The organism is Falsiruegeria sp. JB4-1, assembly GCF_055693495.1.
In genome coordinates, this window is the sequence record NZ_JBVFTZ010000001.1 from 291,209 (window position 1) to 310,989 (window position 19,781).

The 19,781-nt window shown below is 56.1% G+C and carries 18 protein-coding genes and 3 pseudogenes; 9 read left to right on the forward strand and 12 right to left on the reverse strand.

Annotated elements, in window-relative coordinates; translation table 11 throughout:
• Window positions 1-121: 121 nt before the first annotated feature.
• The 5 genes from ACZ1HE_RS01425 to ACZ1HE_RS01445 form a co-directional block, all read right to left on the reverse strand.
• Window positions 122-1,228 carry a lyase family protein gene (locus ACZ1HE_RS01425; RefSeq protein WP_472619247.1) on the reverse strand — a complete coding sequence of 369 codons (1,107 nt, stop codon included), beginning with the start codon at window positions 1,226-1,228 and terminating at the stop codon, window positions 122-124.
• The gene (locus tag ACZ1HE_RS01430) at window positions 1,221-2,735 is read right to left on the reverse strand and encodes a tripartite tricarboxylate transporter permease (RefSeq protein ID WP_472619248.1); all 1,515 of its coding nucleotides are present in this window, start codon (window positions 2,733-2,735) and stop codon (window positions 1,221-1,223) included. Before ACZ1HE_RS01430 ends, ACZ1HE_RS01425 begins: the two co-directional genes overlap by 8 nt.
• Before the next feature lie 6 nt (window positions 2,736-2,741).
• Window positions 2,742-3,158 carry a tripartite tricarboxylate transporter TctB family protein gene (locus tag ACZ1HE_RS01435; protein ID WP_472624305.1) on the reverse strand — a complete coding sequence of 139 codons (417 nt, stop codon included), beginning with the start codon at window positions 3,156-3,158 and terminating at the stop codon, window positions 2,742-2,744.
• Window positions 3,159-3,279: 121 nt separating this feature from the next.
• The gene (locus ACZ1HE_RS01440) at window positions 3,280-3,999 is read right to left on the reverse strand and encodes a tripartite tricarboxylate transporter substrate binding protein (RefSeq protein WP_472619249.1); all 720 of its coding nucleotides are present in this window, start codon (window positions 3,997-3,999) and stop codon (window positions 3,280-3,282) included.
• Between the two features lie 14 nt (window positions 4,000-4,013).
• A complete protein-coding gene (locus ACZ1HE_RS01445) occupies window positions 4,014-4,238 on the reverse strand; it encodes a hypothetical protein (protein ID WP_472619250.1) in 225 nt (74 codons plus the stop codon).
• A 178-nt stretch (window positions 4,239-4,416) separates the two neighbouring features.
• On the opposite strand from ACZ1HE_RS01445, the pseudogene ACZ1HE_RS01450 reads away from it, so the two are divergent.
• Together ACZ1HE_RS01450 and ACZ1HE_RS01455 are read left to right on the forward strand one after the other, a co-directional pair.
• Window positions 4,417-4,509 (forward strand): annotated as a pseudogene (locus ACZ1HE_RS01450) (LysR family transcriptional regulator); the annotation flags it as partial.
• 12 nt (window positions 4,510-4,521) lie between these two features.
• Entirely contained in the window at window positions 4,522-5,256 is a 735-nt protein-coding gene (locus tag ACZ1HE_RS01455) for a LysR substrate-binding domain-containing protein (RefSeq protein ID WP_472619251.1), read from the forward strand.
• 173 nt (window positions 5,257-5,429) lie between these two features.
• Here the strand turns inward: ACZ1HE_RS01455 and ACZ1HE_RS01460 are convergent, their stop codons facing one another.
• The 3 genes from ACZ1HE_RS01460 to ACZ1HE_RS01470 form a co-directional block, all read right to left on the reverse strand.
• Window positions 5,430-6,509, reverse strand: coding sequence for an NAD(P)H-dependent flavin oxidoreductase (locus ACZ1HE_RS01460; protein WP_472619252.1), 1,080 nt, complete (start codon window positions 6,507-6,509; stop codon window positions 5,430-5,432).
• Between the two features lie 218 nt (window positions 6,510-6,727).
• Complete coding sequence (locus ACZ1HE_RS01465) at window positions 6,728-8,248, reverse strand: trimethylamine methyltransferase family protein (RefSeq protein ID WP_472619253.1); 1,521 nt, start codon at window positions 8,246-8,248, stop codon at window positions 6,728-6,730.
• Window positions 8,249-8,364: 116 nt separating this feature from the next.
• Window positions 8,365-10,392, reverse strand: a complete 2,028-nt coding sequence (locus tag ACZ1HE_RS01470) for an FAD-dependent oxidoreductase (RefSeq protein ID WP_472619254.1) — start codon at window positions 10,390-10,392, stop codon at window positions 8,365-8,367.
• A gap of 254 nt (window positions 10,393-10,646) precedes the next feature.
• Between ACZ1HE_RS01470 and ACZ1HE_RS01475 the strand changes: the two genes are divergently transcribed.
• Window positions 10,647-11,132, forward strand: a complete 486-nt coding sequence (locus tag ACZ1HE_RS01475; RefSeq protein WP_472619255.1) for an RNA pyrophosphohydrolase — start codon at window positions 10,647-10,649, stop codon at window positions 11,130-11,132.
• Window positions 11,133-11,245: 113 nt separating this feature from the next.
• On the opposite strand, the gene ACZ1HE_RS01480 is transcribed toward ACZ1HE_RS01475, so the two are convergent.
• Together ACZ1HE_RS01480 and nth are read right to left on the reverse strand one after the other, a co-directional pair.
• Window positions 11,246-12,235, reverse strand: coding sequence for an adenosine kinase (locus ACZ1HE_RS01480; protein ID WP_472619256.1), 990 nt, complete (start codon window positions 12,233-12,235; stop codon window positions 11,246-11,248).
• On the reverse strand, window positions 12,232-12,876 hold the full coding sequence (nth, locus tag ACZ1HE_RS01485) for an endonuclease III (RefSeq protein ID WP_472624307.1): 645 nt from the start codon (window positions 12,874-12,876) through the stop codon (window positions 12,232-12,234). Before nth ends, ACZ1HE_RS01480 begins: the two co-directional genes overlap by 4 nt.
• A gap of 186 nt (window positions 12,877-13,062) precedes the next feature.
• Here nth and ACZ1HE_RS01490 point away from each other — a divergent pair, with 186 nt between their 5' ends.
• From ACZ1HE_RS01490 to ACZ1HE_RS01505, 4 genes and pseudogenes are all read left to right on the forward strand, one after another.
• Window positions 13,063-13,914 (forward strand): methylated-DNA--[protein]-cysteine S-methyltransferase, encoded by an 852-nt coding sequence (locus tag ACZ1HE_RS01490; protein WP_472624309.1) that lies wholly within the window; start codon window positions 13,063-13,065, stop codon window positions 13,912-13,914.
• 256 nt (window positions 13,915-14,170) lie between these two features.
• Window positions 14,171-14,901 (forward strand): annotated as a pseudogene (locus ACZ1HE_RS01495) (helix-turn-helix transcriptional regulator).
• 101 nt (window positions 14,902-15,002) lie between these two features.
• Window positions 15,003-15,671 carry a YiaD family glycine zipper/OmpA-like lipoprotein gene (locus ACZ1HE_RS01500; RefSeq protein WP_472619257.1) on the forward strand — a complete coding sequence of 223 codons (669 nt, stop codon included), beginning with the start codon at window positions 15,003-15,005 and terminating at the stop codon, window positions 15,669-15,671.
• A 156-nt stretch (window positions 15,672-15,827) separates the two neighbouring features.
• Window positions 15,828-16,370, forward strand: coding sequence for an NADPH-dependent FMN reductase (locus tag ACZ1HE_RS01505; RefSeq protein ID WP_472619258.1), 543 nt, complete (start codon window positions 15,828-15,830; stop codon window positions 16,368-16,370).
• Window positions 16,371-16,471: 101 nt separating this feature from the next.
• Here ACZ1HE_RS01505 and ACZ1HE_RS01510 read toward each other — a convergent pair whose 3' ends face one another.
• Window positions 16,472-16,867: a VOC family protein gene (locus ACZ1HE_RS01510; RefSeq protein WP_472619259.1), complete on the reverse strand. Its 396-nt coding sequence runs from the start codon at window positions 16,865-16,867 to the stop codon at window positions 16,472-16,474.
• A 38-nt stretch (window positions 16,868-16,905) separates the two neighbouring features.
• Here ACZ1HE_RS01510 and ACZ1HE_RS01515 point away from each other — a divergent pair.
• Window positions 16,906-17,714, forward strand: a pseudogene (locus ACZ1HE_RS01515) (HTD2 family dehydratase).
• Window positions 17,715-18,017: 303 nt separating this feature from the next.
• Here ACZ1HE_RS01515 and ACZ1HE_RS01520 read toward each other — a convergent pair.
• Window positions 18,018-19,052 (reverse strand): NAD(P)/FAD-dependent oxidoreductase, encoded by a 1,035-nt coding sequence (locus ACZ1HE_RS01520; protein ID WP_472624311.1) that lies wholly within the window; start codon window positions 19,050-19,052, stop codon window positions 18,018-18,020.
• Window positions 19,053-19,114: 62 nt separating this feature from the next.
• Here ACZ1HE_RS01520 and mnmC2 point away from each other — a divergent pair, with 62 nt between their 5' ends.
• Entirely contained in the window at window positions 19,115-19,780 is a 666-nt protein-coding gene (mnmC2, locus tag ACZ1HE_RS01525) for a tRNA (5-methylaminomethyl-2-thiouridine)(34)-methyltransferase MnmC2 (protein WP_472619260.1), read from the forward strand.
• The last annotated feature ends 1 nt before the right edge of the window (window position 19,781 follow it).

Consider the following 19,781-nt stretch of genomic DNA (forward strand, 5'->3'; position numbering starts at 1 on the left):
AAAACCAAAGCATCCACGGCAATCAGGTTTCAATTACTTGCAAGTCAAACAAACGTCGTTGAACACCCTTCGTGCGATTGCCGACCGTCCGGCCTGGACAACCGCAATCGCACGGAGACCTTCAATGGGACATAGCCTGTGTGTGTCGCAGGCTTTCAGTTAACGCTCTTTCCATTGCAGCATTGTCGACGATCAGGGTTTTGAACATTCGTTCCACCCATTCCAATGCTCCAGAGGTCAGCAAGAACGTTTCAGGTACGACCATCCACTCGGCGATCCACACACCGCCAGAACGCTCATGTTGGTGCAGAGTTAACTCTCCGATTTGCTCGGCTCGCTGACGACCAAGCCTTGAGACGGCCTCGCCGAATTCTGAAGCGCGCTGGTTTGTTTTGTGAGCCATGGCCGAAGATGCTCCCTTGCCGTCTTCGGGACGCTCATAAACTTCGCCAATGTCAGACGACGACAGCAAGTTTACATTGTGGGCGATCTTGGCCAACGTGCCACAAAGTGCGCCGAGGGAAGTGACGACTTCGGCCACCCCGTCACGGGCGTTTTGCCAATGTGGGTCGACCGTGTTCAACCCCAACGCCGATGCCACTGTTCGCTTGATTTCAAGTCCAGACCCATTTTCGTAGTCTCGCAGATCCCCAACAGGTCCACCGATCTGGGCGTTCAGCCCGCGACCGGCGGCATCCGAAAGGGAAGCAAGGCGGCGTTCCAATTCGGATCGCCAAACTTGCAACTTCGTTTCCAACCTGATTGGCACAGCGTGCTGTCCGTTGGTACGCCCCATCATCATTGTCGAACGATGTAGATGGATGTGTCGATCCAGTTCCGCCACGAGTGATGTGACGCCGGTCTGTACTTGCTCCAGACCGTGTCGCATCTGCAAGGCCATTGCCGTGTCCATGATGTCCTGAGTTGTGGCTCTGAAGTGCACATATTTTCCATGTGACCCGGTCAAAGCTCTCAACTGCCGTACAAGACCGACAATAGGCCGCCCGACAACGGTCATATCATCCCTCAATTGGTATTGGTTGAGATCCGATACTGAAACCGCTTCGAGTGCATCTGCGGCCTCAGCCGGAATAATCCCGGCCGAAGCCTGGCAACGTGCCAGTGTCTGTTCAACCTTAAGCCATGCCGATAGGGTGGCGTGCTCTGACCAGATGGCGCGCATGTCCGCACTGGAAAAACAGTCGCGGTAGAGGCCGAAGTCAAGCATCGCCCAAACCTCCTTCAGCAAGCTTGCGCTCTTTCATGATTCCACGGACGCGGAAGGCAATGGCCCCGGCACCGATGATCAAGAAAGCCAGTGCGATTGGACGCTCGATAAATATCAAAGCGCCTCCATCGGACATCAAAAGCGACTGACGGAATGTTTCTTCTGCACCCTTGGCCAACACAAAGGAAATCACGAAGGCAGCAATGTTGAAGTCATATTTGCGCATCAACCAGCCGGCGAACCCTGCACATGTCATAACGGTAACATCAAACATTGATCCGCGCGCAGAATAGGCAGCTACAAAGGCGGTCATGAAAATCAGAGGATACAGCACATTGGTGGGTATCTTGAGAATGAGCCGAGCGACTTGAGTGGCCCCAAAGTATCCTATGACACCATAGGCGATGATCCCCAGCATGCCGCAAGCAAACAGCTTGTAGACCAGTTCCTTGTCCGTCAGGAAAAGCGTCGGGCCAACCTGAATTCCGTGGATCAGAAAGACGCCCAACAGAATCGCTCCAATTGTAGAACCGGGAATGCCCAATGTCAGAAGCGGAGCCATCGAGGGACCGGAAACCGCGTTGTTTGCTGCCTCAGGCGCTGCGACCCCTTCCAGGGCACCCTTGCCCCATTGCTCGGGGTTCGTGGCACGGCGTTTACCTTCTCCGTAAGAGATAAAGGCTGCGATTGCCGAACCTAGACCAGGCAGAACGCCGATGCCTGCACCGATGAATCCACCGCGCAACGCGTGGGGTAGGCAGGGTTTGTACTCATCCCATGTCAGGTCGTTGCCGTCAGCCGAACTCTCGTTTTCTTTAGTTTCACCAGTTGCCTTGCGGCGTTCTTCCAACTGAGCAAAAACCTCTCCAAGAACGAAGACACCGATCATCAGCGGCACCAGCCCGATACCATTGGACAGGTCGAACGAGCCGAACGTATAGCGTTCTTCGCTGGAAATTGGGTCCAGCCCGACCATGGCGACTAGAATACCCAGCAATGCCGAGGCCAGGCCTTTGACGATGGACTTACCAATGACCGACCCGATGACGACGAAGGCGGCGAAATAGATCGCAAATGTCTCGGGGGGGCCTAGTTTCAGAGCGATGGCGGCAATGAATCCGACACCGACAACCAACAGGATATCTCCCATCAAGTCGCCGATCACAGACGAAATTGTGGCGACCTTCATCGCCTTGCCTGCTTTACCCGCGCGGGCCAATGGATAACCGTCAATCTGCGTCGCCGCACTGGCAGCTGTGCCAGGGGTATTGAACAGAATCGCAGCAATGGATCCACCGTATCGGCCGGATTTACCGATTACATAGAGAAAGGCCAGGGCAAACAGGGGGGACATATAGAAGGTGATCGGCAGCAACATCGCGATCGCAGCCGAAGCGGTCAAGCCAGGTGTTGCGCCAACAATCATGCCAACAGCCGCGGCAAGAACAATGGCAAACAACAGTACCGGGTCGGTGATTACCGAAAGAAGGGCGGGAAAAATTTCCATAAGATGTTACCCCTGAATCCAGTCGAGCAGGTCGAAAATTTCGCCGTAAGGCGGAAAGACTCCGAGCAGCACGAAGAAGATGAGATGAAAAACCAGCGGGCAGATAACAACCGAAACGGCCAGTCCGATCCTGCTGCGTACTCCGAACATGTACATTACCACCGGTGCCACAATTGCTGTGGGCAGCAGATAGCCAAACCAACGAAATGAGTGCTGATAAATCAAAGCTATGACGAAAAGCACGATGATCTGAAACACAGCCCCGTTGTCATTCGTGCCTTCTGATACGCCCCCTGCGGTCTGACGTGACGCACCCGCAAGCAAGAGGAGGGACAGCCCCAACAGGGCAACCGATGCGGAAAAGGGCACAATACCGGCCCAGGTGTCTCCAGGTGATGCGCCTGGAACTTGCCAAGCCCCCAGATGGCTACAAGTGAAATGGCCGCAAGCACCAAACCTTCGGCATAAGCGCGCATGTCTTCCTCCCTATGTGAACTGCAGATGAAAAAAGACCGGGTAACAGTGTCACCCGGTCTTTTGAGATTTAGTTGCTCAGGCTTTCAACCAGCGGCGTGGCATCTTCTTTCATCGAAGTCAGCGTTGCCTTTGCGTCTGCGCCCTTTTGGAAAACAGGTCCGGTTCCGCGCGAGGCCAGAAGCTCTGCAAATTCAGGCTTGGCGGCAATTTGTTCAAGTGCTGCCTCCATGGCGGTCACAACCTCGGCAGGGGTGCCTTTGGGCGCAAAAACGATCACGGGCGAGGAGACGGCGGCAAATGGAATACCCAGCTCTCCAAACGAGGGGACTTCGGTCATAATGCCGTCACGATCCTGGCTGTTGACCGCAAGGGCGCGCAATTGCTCTTCGAAACCAGCAAGCTGTTGAACACCCAGGAAGCCGAAATCAGCCTGCTCACCAATCAAAGCAGCACGGGTCGGTCCGCCTCCTTTGAATGGAACATCCTGTGCTTCGATGTCGTTGCTTGCCAGAAAGCCAAGACCGCCAACATGGTGGAACCCGCCGCGACCCGAATGGGCCCAACGCAACGATCCGGGATCTGCCTTGGCCGCGTCGATCACGTCTTGAACAGACTGGAACGGGCTGTTCTTGGGTACCATCAACGAAGTTTGCAGCTGACCAACCTGGGCAACAAAGTCAAAACTCTCAAGTGCGTCAATTTCTGTGTCACGCGTCATCGTGGACAACAGGAACGAACCGCCTGAGGTCATCATCATAGTATAGCCGTCAGGGCGTGCGCCCACCACAGAGTTGGCTCCGTTCAGCCCCCCGACCCGGGCTTGTTCACGACAACGACCGGGACATCCAGAATACCCTCGGCTGCGGCCGAAATGGCGCGAGCGTAGGCATCGGTGCCTCCACCGGCTTTGTATGGCACAACCAGGTTAATTGGGCGCTTGGGCCAATCTGCTGCAAAGCTTACGGTTGCGGATGCAGCGACAGCAAAGGCCGCGATTGCAGTGCTTAGAATAGTACGACGCTTCATTGGGTCCTCCCTATTTCAGTCGAATCCAGCTTATGCGGAAACAATGATTGCGAAAAATGCAAAGATGTTATCTACTCTTGCAAAAAACGGAAGATGTGAACATGAACATCAAAGCTCTCCGGGCCTTTACCGCAACATTGTCGGAAGGATCGCTGGTTGCGGCTTCTGAGATTCTTTTCTGAGTCAACCTGCGGTCAGTCGCTTGATTTCGGGCCTGGAGGCTGAACTGAAACTCAAATTATTTGACCGCAGCGGTAGGACGCTGACACCCACGCCTGAGGGGATGGCCTTCTACCGGGAAGCGGGGCGGATTCTCGATAACTTGGATGAAGTTCCGCGCATCGCGGCCGAAATTCGAGCGGGACGCACTGAAACCCTTCGCGTTGTGACGATGCCCCGGATTGCGCAATCGCTTTCTGCGCCCGCCGTGGCAAGATTTCTTCGTTCTAATCCGGATACCAACATCAGCCTTGATGTGCGTGCAAGACGGGAAGCCGGCAAATGGTTGGCGGGACGAGAATATGACATCGGTATCGGCGCTTTGCCGGTCGACCATCCGGGCATTGTGACCAAACCCCTTCTAAGGGTTCGTGCACAGGCGATTTTGGCTGCAGATCACCCACTTGCTGATCAAGATGAGCTGGCCGCAAGCGACTTTGGAGACGAACCAGTCATTCGGCTGATGCATGGTTTGCTGCTCCGTGATCAGCTGGATGATTTCTTTCGCTCGGCAGGGGTTGTGCCGCGTCAGTCTTGTGAAGTTGCTGCATCGCAGCTGGCGTGTTCGTTGGTCGCTGAAGGGGCCGGTATCACGATTGCAGATGAACTTGTTGCTTCAAAGGGAATGCGAAGGAACCTCGCCCTTGTTCCCGTTGTCCCAGAGCGCTGGATGACGTTCGGATTGCTGTACCCGATTTCGCAATCCAAAACAGATGCTTTGTACCGCTTTGAAAAATGTTTGTCGGCCGTTGTCGAGGAGTTGGCACTACAAAGCCCAACACTCGAGTTGGTTCAGTAAGGGCTGGAAACTCGGATGGTGCACCTGAACAGTCGGAATGAACGTCTAACGCTGAGTTTCCGCTTGTTGTGATTTGCGCAAAGGCGTTTCAACGTTCTGTTCCTCGCAGGCACCTACAGAACGTCCAATTTTTTCATGGATACACCTCTTAGTTTCTTCGAATTCGAGCGACGTCATCCCCGATCCTCCCAAGCAGCGAGAGCGTTGCTCATCAATTGACGGGTCAGAGTTTCGGCACTTTCTTGGGTGCCACAAAGCCCGGCAGCTTGCCCTGACCACAGCGAACTAAAGTCAGCATGCCCATTGGCTTCAGCTTTCTTCTTTAAAGGGGCCAACCCATCCCCGGCCTTCGGAAAGGCCGGAACCCTATCGGAGAGAGGTCCTTTTTCACGCATCAGCTTGTTCATGACACTTCTCGCAGGTTTGCCGGAAAAAAGGTTGGTTATTGCCGTGTTGTCGACGCTGTGCTTCAGCAGTGCAGTTCTGTGCATGTCAGTGATAAGCGCCTCCTGTGTGAACAGATATGCAGTGCCAATCTGTACCGCTGAGGCTCCAAGTAAAAAGGCTGCTGCAATTCCCCGTCCATCTGCAACACCACCCGCCGCAATGACCGGAATGGAAACGGCATCAACAATCTGGGGCAGCAGTGCAAATGTTCCGGCCTGTGTCGCGATGTCCTTGGTCAGAAACATCCCTCTGTGTCCGCCTGCTTCATAGCCTTGTGCGATAATTGCGTCGCACCCGTTGGCTTCAAGAAAGCGCGCTTCTTCAACCGTTGTTGCGGACGCTAGAATACTCATCTCGCAGGACTTCAATCTGGCGAGAAGACTCTTTTCAGGTAGCCCAAAATGAAAACTCACGACACCTGGGCGGAGGTCTTCGACTACCCTGCACATATTATCATCAAACGGCATACGGTCGACAGCTTGAACGAGCGCATCCTGATCCAAACCCAGATCGTCATAGTATTCGGACAAGTATTTTTTCCACTGTGAAGCACGTTGGGGGTCGTCATCTGGCATCGTGTGACAAAAGAAGTTCACGTTAAGTGGCGCGTCGGTTTGTGCTTGAAACACTTCGATCTGTGTTCGCATCGTATCAAGGTCAAGCATGGCACAAGGAAGGGAACCGAGCCCGCCCGCCTTGGCAACGCCGACGGCCATTGCCGCGTCACTTGCTCCGGCCATCGGAGCTTGAATGATCGGCTTATCAATACCCAGAAGCTCCATCAGCTTGGAAGAACGTTTGTGCATCTTGCTTTCCTTTGCGAGTCCAGCCCACCGTAACTGCCAGCTACTCAAAAATCGATCATTCAAAGTCGTGCCGCTTGTTAGCGATCGGGCGCAAGTTGATCGGTTTGATGTGCAGAAACGCTTGCCCCGTTAACCCGTTACAGAGTCTGCCGTTCGACAGCATGACTAAGACAAATCAACTGGGAACATCAGCCATTTGCAAGATACAAGATTGTCCCCTAGTGCCACAGATCCGGCAGGGTTTCCTTTTTTCGCTCCATGAAAGCCTTCAGGCTTTCATCCACAGCCTCATCCAGAGGGGGAGGTTCGTAGCGCAATAGGTCTTCTTTCCATTTTCGATTGGCACGGCGCGCGGCATCGGCACCTCCCTTTTCGGACCATGTTTCAAATGACAAAGTGTCGGACAACTGGGCGTCATAGAAAGCTGTTTCATAGTTGCGCATTGTATGACCACAGCCAAAAAAGTGGCCGCCGGGGCCAACCTCGGCAAAGGCGTCCATGGCGAAAGCCTCGTCATCCAGTGACAGGCCGTTCAGGAACTTGTGCATCGCACCCAGATAGTCAGCGTCCATTACCAGTTTCTCATAAGATAAGGTCAGCGCGCCCTCTAGCCAGCCCGCCGATTGCAGCACAAAATTGGCTCCGCTTAAGACAGCGGCGTGCAAAGCTGTGACGCTTTCCATCATGGCCTGCCCATCCGGCACTTTGGAACTGGTGAACGCCCCCGAGCAGCGGATCGGAAGCCCGACCCGGCGCGCCAGCTGGCCTGCGACATAAGACGCCAAAGCCGATTCCGGAGTGCCAAATGAGGGCGATCCAGATTTCAGGTCGACGGTCGTCACAAAGTTACCGAACACAACTGGTGATCCGGGCCGCACCAATTGGGCCAAAGCGCACCCGACCAGCACCTCGGAATAGGCCTGTGTTACGGCAGCGATCATTGATACCGGAGCCGTTGCACCACCAAGGACAAAAGGAACAATGACCGGACATTGGTTGGCGGCGGCATAAGTGCGGATGGCACGGGACATGGCGTAGTCAAACACCAGCGGAGAGTTCATGTTGATGTTGGCCATGACCACGCAGTTGCGGTCAACAAAATCTGCTCCAAAAGCAAGGCGCGCCATTTCAACGCTGTCTTCGGCGCGCTCTGGGGCGGTGACCGAACCCATGAAAGGCTTGTCGCTCCATTTCAGGTGTGCATAGACCATGTCCAGATGGCGCTTGTTTACTGGCAGATCTGTGGGCTCGCAGGTGGTTCCGCCCGAATGATGCAGCCACGGCGACATGTAAACGAGCTTGGTCAGGTTTTCGAAGTCCCGGATCGTGCCATAGCGCCGACCACCATCCAGATCGCTGACAAAGGGCATGCCATAGCCGGGACCAAAGACGACGTTCTTGCCGCCCAGATCGATCGTACGCTCAGGATTGCGGGCGTGCTGGCGAAAGGTTTTGGGCGCGGTTTTGAGCGCCTTCTGCAGCAGCCCCGGCGGGAACCGGACCCGGTCGCCTTGGACGTCGGCGCCTGCCTCGTGAAACAGGCGCAAGGCTTCGGGATCTTCGACAAACCGGACACCAATCTGTTGCAGCAATTGCTCCGACCGCGCTTCGATCTGTTCCAGGCCTTCGGTGCTGATTAGGTCATAGGTGGGGATGTTGCGGTGCGCGCCGGTAATGATCTGCGGAGCGACATTACCAACTTGCTTGTTTGTGCGTCGGCGGCGAATTGGACGTGTCATGATCCCTCTCTGGGCGGTTGGTTTGAAAACCGTGAGTGGGATATAGGGAGCGTTTCTGTCCCGGAAACGACAAAGCGTCGGTCCCGGGGCAGGTGTCACATGGATGTGTTGGCGCGTTAGAGAGACGCGGCCAGGCGCGTGCCTTGATTGATCGCGCGTTTTGCGTCGAGTTCAGCAGCGACATCAGCACCACCAATTACATGGCAGTTCACGCCCTTGGCCTCTAGCGCATCCGCAAGGCTGCGATCCGAAAGCTGTCCCGCGCAAAGCACCACGGTGTCGCATTCGATAACGGTCGGGTCGGCGCGTTCCTCGCCAAAGCTGACGTGCAGCCCCTGATCGTCGATCCGCTCGTAGTTCACGCCGCCGACAAAATTCACGTCCTTCATCTTGAGTGTGGCGCGGTGAATCCAACCGGTTGTCTTGCCCAGACCCTTGCCATGCGCCTGTTTTTTACGCTGGAGCAAGGTTACCTGACGCGCTGGTGCATGAGGCTGCGGTCCTTCGGGAGCCAGGCCGGAACGGTGCTCGGCCGGATCGGTTACGCCCCATTCCTTCATCCAAAGCGGCAGGTTCTCAGTTGGGCTGTCGCCCTCGTGCAGCAGATATTCGGACACGTCAAAGCCGATGCCGCCTGCGCCAATCACCGCCACGCGATCGCCCACCGGGGCCTTGTGGCGCAGCACGTCGATGTAGCTGAGGACATTGTCCCGATCTTGACCCGGAATGCCAGGATCACGCGGGGTGACGCCGGTTGCGATGATCACCTCGTCATAGCCAGTCAGATCGTCTGCGCCGACTTCGCGACCCAATTCAACAGTGATGCCCAGATCGGCCACCATTGTGCGATACCAATCAACAAGCCCCCAGAACTCTTCCTTTCCGGGCACCTGTTTAGCCATGTTAAGTTGGCCACCGACCTCATCTGCGCGGTCGAATATAGTCACTGTGTGACCGCGTTCTGCGGCGGCCATTGCGGTCGACAGACCTGCCGGACCAGCGCCGACGATGGCGATGGTCTTTTTTGCGTCGGCGGGATTGATTACCAGTTCGGTCTCATGACAGGCGCGGGGATTCACCAGGCACGAGGTCAGCTTGCCGCCAAAGGTGTGATCCAGACAGGCCTGATTGCAGGCGATACAAGGCGCGATCTTGGCGGCGTCCCCGGTGGCAGCCTTGTTGACGAAATCAGCGTCCGCCAGCATCGGGCGGGCCAATGACACCATGTCGGCGCAGCCTGTCGACAGAACCTCTTCGGCCACTTCGGGTGTGTTGATGCGGTTCGAGGTGATGACCGGGATCGACACCTTGCCCATCAGCTTTTTGGTGACCCAGGCAAATGCCGCACGTGGGACCGATGTGGCGATTGTGGGAATGCGAGCCTCGTGCCAGCCGATGCCGGTGTTCAGGATCGTGGCGCCCGCTTTTTCGATCTCTTGCGCCAGTTGCACCACTTCGTCGTGGGTCGAACCGTTGGGGATGAGGTCAATCATCGACAGGCGGTAGATGATGATGAAATCCGTTCCGACGGCCTCACGCGTGCGGCGCACCACTTCGATGGCCAGGCGCATGCGGTTTTCATAAGACCCGCCCCAGCGGTCCTCGCGCTTGTTGGTGTGAGTGACGAGGAACTGGTTGATGAAATACCCCTCGGAGCCCATGATCTCGACCCCGTCATAGCCCGCTTTCTGGGCCAGAACCGAGGCGTTCACGATGTCGGCGATCTGCTTTTCGATCCCGTCTTCATCCAACTCATTTGGTGGGAACGGAGAGATCGGAGATTTGACCGGACTGGGGGCCACGCATTTGGGGCCATAGGCATAGCGACCCGCATGCAGGATCTGCATCGCGATCTTGCCGCCTGCCTGATGCACGCGATCCGTAACTATTGAGTGGTTGGCGACATCCTCGTCCGTGGTCATCATCGCCGCACCCGGCAGTACAGACCCTTCGAGGTTCGGCCCGATCCCACCAGTCACCATTAACGCAACGCCACCGCGCGCGCGATCGGCGTAAAATTCGGCCACCCGGTTCCAGTCGCGGGTTTCTTCCAAACCGGTGTGCATTGAGCCCATCAGCACTCGGTTTTTCAGTGTTGTGAATCCCAGATCCAATGGCGCAAGCATGTTTGGGTACGCAGTCATCGGCAAACTCTCCCTATTTTGACGCGCAGGATCGCTGCACTGCCGCGAGGAGTCACGCGAAACCTGACGTCAACCGCCTGTTACGCAAACCGGGACCACTCCCTCCTTCGCGGCATACCCTTGCGGGCCCTTTCTTAGTTGGGCCGGGCGTCTCGCCGATGGCGAGACCCAGTACCGCACAACGTGGGCGTATTGCCTCTGGGCGTGCAGTTGGTCCTTTGTTAGGGAGGGGTATCCGAAATATGAGGCCGCCCATGACCCCTGAAGAGATCGCCAAACTTCCCTATCGTCCCTGCGTTGGGCTGATGCTGATGAATGCGGATGGCAAAATCTTTGTCGGTCAGCGCAATGACCGCCATAAGGATGCTTGGCAGATGCCTCAAGGCGGTGTGGACAAGGGTGAAGATCCCCGTGATGCAGCCTTGCGTGAACTGTGGGAAGAGACCGGAGTGACCGCTGAGCTGGTTGATGTGGTGGCCGAGACAGAGGGTTGGCTTCCGTATGACCTGCCCCATGATATCGTTCCTAAAATCTGGGAAGGCAAATATCGCGGGCAAAAGCAGAAATGGTTTCTGTTGCGATTTACTGGCACCGACGATCAGATCGACATCCGGACCGAACACCCTGAGTTCACTGTATGGAAATGGCAGGCATCGGATCAGTTGATTGCCGAAATTGTGCCGTTCAAACGCGAAGTTTATGCCAAGGTGCTTGATTTGTTTGCAAATCACCTAGCGTGAGGTGCTGTCCCACCGATTTGGCGGGACAGGTTATCTTCGAAGTGCGCTACTGCGGATCGCCACCTTCCTGGCAGGGTAGCCGAGGAGGCAACTCACCTCTTTGCGGTCTGTTGTTATAGCAAACCTTGTTCGCGCAGGAGCTCTTGCAGGTTGGCCTCGGGGCGCGGGCCGATGTGGCTGATCACTTCGCGGGCGCAGACACAGCCAATCTTGGCGCAGGTTTCCAGATCGCGACCTGTCGCCAGGCCAAACAGGAATCCTGCGGCAAACTGATCACCTGCGCCAGTGGCATCCACCGGCACGATTTTTTCGACCGGCACGTTGATCCGCTGACCTTCTGCCAGCACCGACACGCCGTCGCCTGACCGGGTGCAAACAACCAGCGGGCAAATTGCGGCGGTCTTGGCCAGTGCAGCCTCCAGATCATCGGTTTCGAACAGCGACTTTATCTCGTCCTCGTTGCCGATCACGAAATCCAGCTCGTTCTCGATCAGCGACAGGAAATCGGCGCGGTGACGTTCAACGCAGAATGGGTCAGAAATTGCGATCCCGGTTTTGCCGCCGCCATCGCGACAGTCGCGCGCGGCTTCAAGGAAGGCGGTTTTGCCTTTGTCTTTGTCGAACAGATAGCCTTCGAGGAACATGATCTGTGAGTTCCCGGCGACGTCTTTGGAAACGTCCTTGGAGCTCAGCTCTGACGAGATACCCAGGTATGTGTTCATCGACCGTTCGCCATCCGGCGATACAAAGATCATCGAGCGAGAGGTCGGTAGTTCCCCTCCGGCAACCGGTGGGTTGACGAAATCAACGCCGTCTTCGTTCATCGCATCGGCATAAAACCGACCCAAGGCGTCGTCATGGACGCGTCCGATAAATGCTGCTTCCAATCCCAGTGCGCCTGCGCCGGCAATGGTGTTGGCGACAGATCCACCCGGAGTCTGCACCCGGTTGTTCATTGCGGCATAAAGCACCTCGCCGCGCTCACGTTCGATGAGCTGCATGATACCTTTCTCGATCCCCATGTGATCAAGAAAGCTGTCATCGGATTGGCTGATTACGTCCACAACGGCATTGCCGATACCGACGAGTTGATAGGTCTTCATAGGTTCTTGTCCTCGAACATGCACAAGTCGCGGATCAGGCAAGTGCCACACATCGGCTTGCGCGCTTTGCAATGATACCGACCATGCAGGATCAGCCAGTGATGGGCGTGAAGCTGAAAGTCGGCGGGAATGTTGTCTTCGACGGCGCGTTCCACGGCATCGACATCTTTGCCCGGCGCGATACCAGATCGATTGCCGACGCGAAAGATATGAGTGTCCACGGCTTGGGCGGGCTGTTGCCACCACATATTCAAAACCACATTGGCGGTCTTGCGCCCTACGCCGGGCAGTGATTGAAGGGCGGCTCGGGAATTGGGCACCTCACCGCCGTACTCTTCGACCAGAATGCGGCTGAGCTTGATCACGTTCTTGGCTTTTTGACGGAACAAACCAATTGTCTTGATGTGTTCGGTCAGGCCAGCTTCGCCCAGATCAAGCATCTTTTGCGGCGTGTCCGCGATCTTGAACAGCTCTCGCGTTGCTTTGTTCACGCCTGCGTCCGTAGCTTGCGCGCTTAGCGCGACAGCGACGACCAGGGTATAGACGTTCACATGCTCCAGCTCCCCTTTGGGCTCTGGCTCTGCTGCCTGGAACCGAGAGAAGATCTCGCGGATCGTATGATAATCAAGTTGCTTTGCCATGGTGGCCTTAATGCCGTGCAATGAGAGGTGGGTAAAGCCATGGGCGACCGAGAACTTTGTCCGCTGAGGCATGACGGTCACGCAGTTTCCTGCGCGCGCCATTGCCAGAACAGTTGCGCAAGTTCCGGGTCGCATTGACCGGACTGCGTTGGCTAGTGTGAGATGAGTAAGCGAAAGGGTATCGTGATGAACATGCGCACCGGGGAAGAAGGCTATCACTATGGCGTCATGCGCCGGGCCATCGAACTGATTGATCAGGGCGAGGGGAACCTGTCGCTCGAAGAGCTGTCGGGTCAAATGAACATGAGCCCGGCGCATTTCCAGCGGCTGTTTTCGCGGTGGGTTGGCGTGTCGCCGAAGAAATATCAGCAGTACCTAACTCTGGGCCACGCAAAGGCCCTGTTGCAGGACCATTTCACTACGCTTGAGGCAGCGCACAGTGTTGGCCTTTCCGGAACAGGCCGCCTGCACGATCTCTTTGTCCGGTGGGAGGCGATGAGCCCGGGTGAATACGCGCGCCATGGGCAGGGTCTTGTGATTTACTGGGGTTGGTTCGAAAGTCCCTTTGGTCCTGCGCTTGTCATGGGAACTGACAAGGGCATTTGTGGGGTTGGGTTTGCCGCCGAGACCACAGCCGAGGCCACGATGGAGGATCTACTTTCGCGCTGGCCACAGGCTACGTTTGTCGAGGATCCGATGCGCCTGCGCCCTTGGGTCCTGAACATGTTCAACGCGGCCAATGATCGATTGGAACCAACACCGCTCTATTTGATTGGTGCGCCGTTGCAGATCAAAGTGTGGGAGGCGCTGTTGCGCATCCCATCAGGTCAGGTCACCACCTATTCCGAGATTGCCGAGGCCATCGGAAATCCACGCGCGGTACGGGCTGTGGGCACGGCAGTGGGTCGCAATCCGATCAGCTGGATCATCCCCTGCCACCGGGCCTTGCGCAAATCCGGAGGCTTAGGGGGCTACCACTGGGGCCTGCCCGTCAAACGTGCGATGCTGGCCTATGAGGCCGCCAGAGCCGAAGCCTGATACGAGGTTTTGACATAGCAATCCGGGGGCGGCTTTTGGCCTTACGATCTGCGATCTCGGCGCTTTCAATTTCCCATGACTTTGGCACGCGCGGGGTGCTCCACCGATCAAGGCCAAGGGTCATCAACGTGGTGTGGTCGTACGAATACATCAGAACTCTCCAAATCCATTTACTCAGCAGAAGAAAACAGATCCTTCCTGACATCCCGTTGTCAGGGGGCTGTGCTAAGGTGTCAGGATCAACCCGGAGACTTAGATGCATCGATCCAATCGTTTGTTCGAAATCATCCAGATCTTGCGCGCCGCCCCCGGCCCTGTGACTGCGGATACGCTCGCCGACCAGCTCGAGGTGTCGGTCCGCACGATCTATCGCGATATTGCGGCGTTACAGGCGATGCGAACTCCGATCGAGGGCGAGGCCGGGTTGGGCTACTTGATGCGTCGTGGATATGATCTGCCACCGCTCAATTTCGACCTCGAAGAACTCGAAGCGTTGCAGGTTGGTCTGTCAATGTTAGCTCGCACTGGAGACAGTGCTCTACAACAAGCAGCAAAGCGAATTTGTCAGAAGATCGAAGACCTCCATGATCCGGCCGAGTGGTTGCAAGTGGCTCCCTGGGGCGCGCCATTGGACGATGCAGAGCGCGGTTGCGTGTCAATGTCCAGGCTGCGATCGGCAATCCGGCAAGAACAGAAATTGCAGCTGACGTACAAAGATGAGGTCGGCCGGAATACAGTACGCGTCGTTCGTCCGGTGGCTTTGATCTATCACTTGGAATGTACGATGTTGGCGGCCTGGTGTGAATTACGCGGGGGTTCCGGCACTTTCGAACGGATCGCATCTGGAGTTGCGACTGGTTGGAAGAAAGATTCGTGGGTCAAGGTGCCGCGTTGCGGGAGGTGTGGCACCAACAAAACCGTTGGGAGGATCCTGAAGCTAGCCCTGATGAATCACGATATGCGCGAGGAACCGCCGAGATCACTTGATTGTCGCTTGAGCCTTTACCTTCAAGCCATGATATAATGGGGCAACGCAAAAAGCCCCCGCAGCTGCTGCAGAAGAGGGCCCCTGAGCAGAAGGTGATCCCATGTCGATTTCGAAGTATTCTGTGGCTGCACTGACATGTGCAGCCATCACCCTGAGCGCCTGCACTGATCCCGCTCAATTGGGATCACAGACCGATCCCAACCAGAACGCCAAACAAGGTGCCCTTCTTGGCGGAATTCTTGGTGCAGGCTTGGGTGCAGTTTCCGGGTCTTCCAACAAAACGCGGGCGGCAATCGTCGGGGCGGCAGCTGGTGCCCTGGCAGGTGGGGCGGTCGGTACGTATCTGGACCAGCAAGAGGCCGATCTGCGCCAGGAACTTGCCAACGATGGCATCACGATTACCAATACTGGTGATCGTCTGATCGTTTCTGTTCCAAACGACATCACTTTTGCTACCGATAGCTCCGAGGTTCAACCGGCTCTGCGCTCGGACCTTAACAAGGTGGCGCAGAATTTACTCAAGTATCCCGAAAGCAGTGTTGAAATCATCGGGCATACTGATAGCGACGGCGAAGCGGCCTATAATCAGGGCCTCTCTGAACGTCGGGCAAACGCGGTCGCCGACATCATTCAGGCGGGCGGGGTGTCATTCAACCGGATCGCTACTTATGGCCAAGGGGAAAACGATCCCATTGCATCTAATTTGAATGAATCGGGTAAAGCACAAAACCGGCGGGTTGAAATCGTGGTAATCCCCTCCAACGCCTAAAGAGTTCTGAACCGAACCAACCTAAAGAAAACTGTCATGACGCAGCGTCTGGCAGGGTTTGTACGTTTTTGAACACCAGCTGCGCGCACGTTGGGGTTTGTTCCCTTCGGCAGGTTGCTAAATTGGGAACAGTTAAGAAAACCGGAGTTATTCGAAATGTCCGCACCCGTTCTTTTGGGCCTGTCAGGGTCGTTGCGCAAGGATGCCACAAACCGCAAGCTGCTGCGCGAAGCCGCGCGCCTGTATGGTGCTGAAACCTACGTCGAGGCAAACTTGCAACTGCCTCTCTATGACGGTGATTTGGAAGACGCTGAAGGTATCCCGACTGATGTTCAGACACTGGCTGATCAGATTGCAGCTGCAGACGCAGTGATCATCTCGACGCCGGAATACAACAAAGGGCCGTCTGGTGTGCTGAAGAACGCGTTGGATTGGGTAAGCCGGACCGGAGCCAACCCTTGGTTGGACAAGCCGGTTGCCGTTATGTCTGCGGCAGCAGGGCGCGCCGGAGGAGAGCGGGCTCAGATGGTTTTGCGGGGGTTTTTGGTCGCCTTCCAGCCGCGCATCCTTCAGGGGCCCGAGGTTCACTTGGCTAACAGTTCAAACGAGTTTGACGAGAGTGGCCAACTGAAAGGTGAACTCTATACTAAAACGCTCCAGAGCCTGATGGACAAGCTGAAAGCCGAAGCAACGCGTTAGAGCGCTTTGGGCCGTTTTCGGGTTGTTTTTTTGACACGAATGTCCCTAGAACGCCGAAGGCGTATCAGGTTGTTCGTACCTCGTGGTTTGCCTGAAACACCTTAAGGTCGCGTTCCGATCTCGATAAGGTTTCCGTCAGGATCGCGTGTGTAGATTGATTGGATCGGGCCGGTTGCTCCAGTGCGGGCAACCGGCCCTTCTTCGATAGAGATACCGTTGGCGGCCAAGTGTGAAGCCCAGACGTCTAAAGAGTGCTCGGTCAGGAAGCACAGATCTGCAGACCCTGGTAGGGGATGGCGAGCCTTTGGATCAAACGGGCCATCTGCCGGGTGTAGATTGATTTTTTGGCTTCCGAATTTCAACGCAACCCGGATGGAACCATCTGAGACCTTAAATTCTTCGACCTGCATTCCAAGAACTTCGGCATAGAATGTAATTGTTTCCGCCATGTCAGTCACGGTTAAAACCAGATGATCGAGTGAAGCAACGGCAGGCATGCATTGTCCTTTGAGATGATCTGGGTAAGGTGCCTTCTATGACAACTGCTGGCCAGACTGAAATTCAAAGTGACGTGATGGATCCGGCGCGCGCGGCAGCCTTTCAGATCGCTTTGGGACAAGACCCTTCGATTGAAGCAGGTTCAACACTGCCTCCATTCTTTCATCAGCTGTATTTCTGGACACCACACCCGCCCATGGGGTTGGGGCGCGATGGACACCCGTTGGTAGGAAGTGGGCTGATACCCGATATGGGGTTACCCCGAAGAATGTGGGCGGGGGGAGGCTGACATTTTCAGCACCTCTGCGAGCAGGCATAAAGGCAAAGCGCCACTCGGTGCTAGAGGACACTGCTTCGAAGAAGGGGCGAACGGGGCCTCTGGCCTTTGTCACGCTGCGCCACGAAATCTGGCAAGACAACGTGCTTTGTCTAAGTGAGTGGCAGGATCTAGTGTATCGTGAAGACCCCGCCAAGGACGGGCTAAAACCCGCCCCAGCCAAGGCACGAACGGATGAAACCGACATGCATGTAGCCAGTTTCGATTCAACGCTACTGTTTCGCTACTCGGCACTGACATTCAACGGGCATCGCATTCACTATGATCTGGACTATGCGCGCGATGTCGAAGGATATGACGGGCTAGTGGTGCATGGTCCGCTTCTGGCGCAGAAACTGATGCTGCTCGCCACCGAAGTGATGGGGCCATTGTCGGAATTTTCATTCCGGGCGTCTTCCCCGTTGATGCACTTTGAACAGGCAGAGTTTTGTCACAAGAACAGTGATTTCTGGGTGCGTGGATCTGACGGGCGGGAGTGCATGCAGGCAGTAGCCGTGCCAGTTCATTGAGTCACATTTAGCGTACGAGGGGGTTTAGTTAAAAGCGGTCCACTCCCGCGTCCGAACCAATCTGACTGCGTCAGCTCGGCTAGCGGCCTTGGGCCGGGCGCCGCGCTGCGCACGGCGCGGTCTCGCATTTGATAAGTGTTTTGGCTACGGAAATGATGTTTCAATTGTAGACCTAGGCGATCAAACACCGTCCGCCGAGCGGAGCGAGGCTCGGCCCAACGGGAGGAGGTGTTTCGCCAGAAACATCGACGACGGGCGGGAGTAACCCTGATTTTGGGCGTGTAATCTCAAAAGGTAAGGAGTTCAGAGGTTTCTTTCTGGTCGAAAACCCTCTGGAATTCTGTCACATCCGTCCAGCATCAAATCTGCCATGGCATGCGCCACCTTTGGCGCCATACCAAAGCCGATCTTAAAGCCTCCGTTGGCGATGAATTGCCCCGGATAAAGCGGATGCTCACCTAACATCGGTGCGCGGCTTTTGGTACGAGGGCGAACACCAGCCCAACGTTCGATAACCTCTGCCCCATGCAGCAATGGCAGGGCGCGGGTGGCACGGTCCAGCACATCATCGAGTTGGTCATCCGTCGTATCGGGTGTGTCATAGTCCCGCTCAGAGGTCGATCCGATAGCTAATGTGCCATTCGCATGCGGGATGAAATGCAGCGCATCGGCAAAAATCTGCGGAACCTGTCCGGCGTCAAATCGTAGCAGCAGGGCCTGCCCCTTTACGCCATTGCCAACCATTTTGCCCAAAGCCTGAGACAGTTCCAACAAGCCAGTCACACCAGTGGCATGTACCACGAAGCCGCTGTCCTTACCCTCGGTCTTGATCTGAACACCTATTGTTTGCAACGCTGCGACCAGCGCCGCGCAGGCCTGTCGTGGGTGCATCCGGGCGCTCAGCGTGTCGTGGATGACAAACCCAGTGGGGCTGGGGGGACACCAGCCGCCCATCTCAGACACCGGTCTGACGCGCCAATCGGCTCTACCTTGCCATAACTCCTTGGCTGTCTCAGACCGCTTATGTGCCAACGTTAATGCGCGTTCGTCCACAATTGGCTGTAGTCGACCCAGACGTCCATAACCGGGTGAGACGCCTCCAACCTGTTGAACCTGAGACCAGAACGTTTCGGCCATTATCAGGCTGTCGAATTGAAAGGCTTTCTTGGCATTCCAGTTCTCGGGCACATGCGGAGCCAAAGCCCCGACCAGACCGCCACTGGAACCGGCGCCGGGGCCGTAAGGATCGATCACCTGTATTTTTGCGCCGCGCTGTGCGCAGATCCAAGCGATGGACAGGCCAAAGATTCCGGCCCCGCGTATCGTCACATCTGCCATTGCCAATCTGAGCCGCCTTCGTCAGTGTCGCGCTGTTTCACCAGCCTTTAGGGGATAATGCCATGACTGACCAGCGCGCGGAACTGAGTTGGGCAGACGATACCATTCCCGTCTCGGATCGGTTCGATGACCCCTATTTCTCGCTTCAGAATGGATTGGAAGAGACGCGCCATGTCTTTTTGGCGGGCAACGACCTGCCTGCCCGCTTTGCCCCCGGCTTTCACATTGCCGAGTTGGGATTTGGTACGGGGTTAAACATGTTGACTGTCTGGGCCGAATGGGAACGATCAGGGCAGACAATGCCCCTTCGGTTCACCAGTTTCGAGGCATTTCCGATGGACGTGTCAGACATGTCCCGCGCATTGCAGGCCTTTCCCGAACTGTCGGACTGGGCTGAGCGGTTTCTGGCTGTTTGGAACGGTGAGGCCTGTGATTTGGGGACAATCCAAGTGAGTGTGATCCAAGGAGATGCGCGTCAGACACTCGCGCACTGGGACAGCTTCGCAGACGCCTGGTTTCTCGATGGCTTTTCGCCCGCAAAGAACCCCGAACTTTGGGAGTCGGATTTGATGGCCCATGTCGCAAACCACACAGCACGGGGCGGCACAGCTGCCACATATACCGCAGCGGGGTTTGTGCGTCGGGGGCTTGAGGCCGCGGGTTTCACCGTAATGCGCACCCCGGGGTACGGACGCAAACGGCATATGACACAGGCAGTTTTGGATTGAC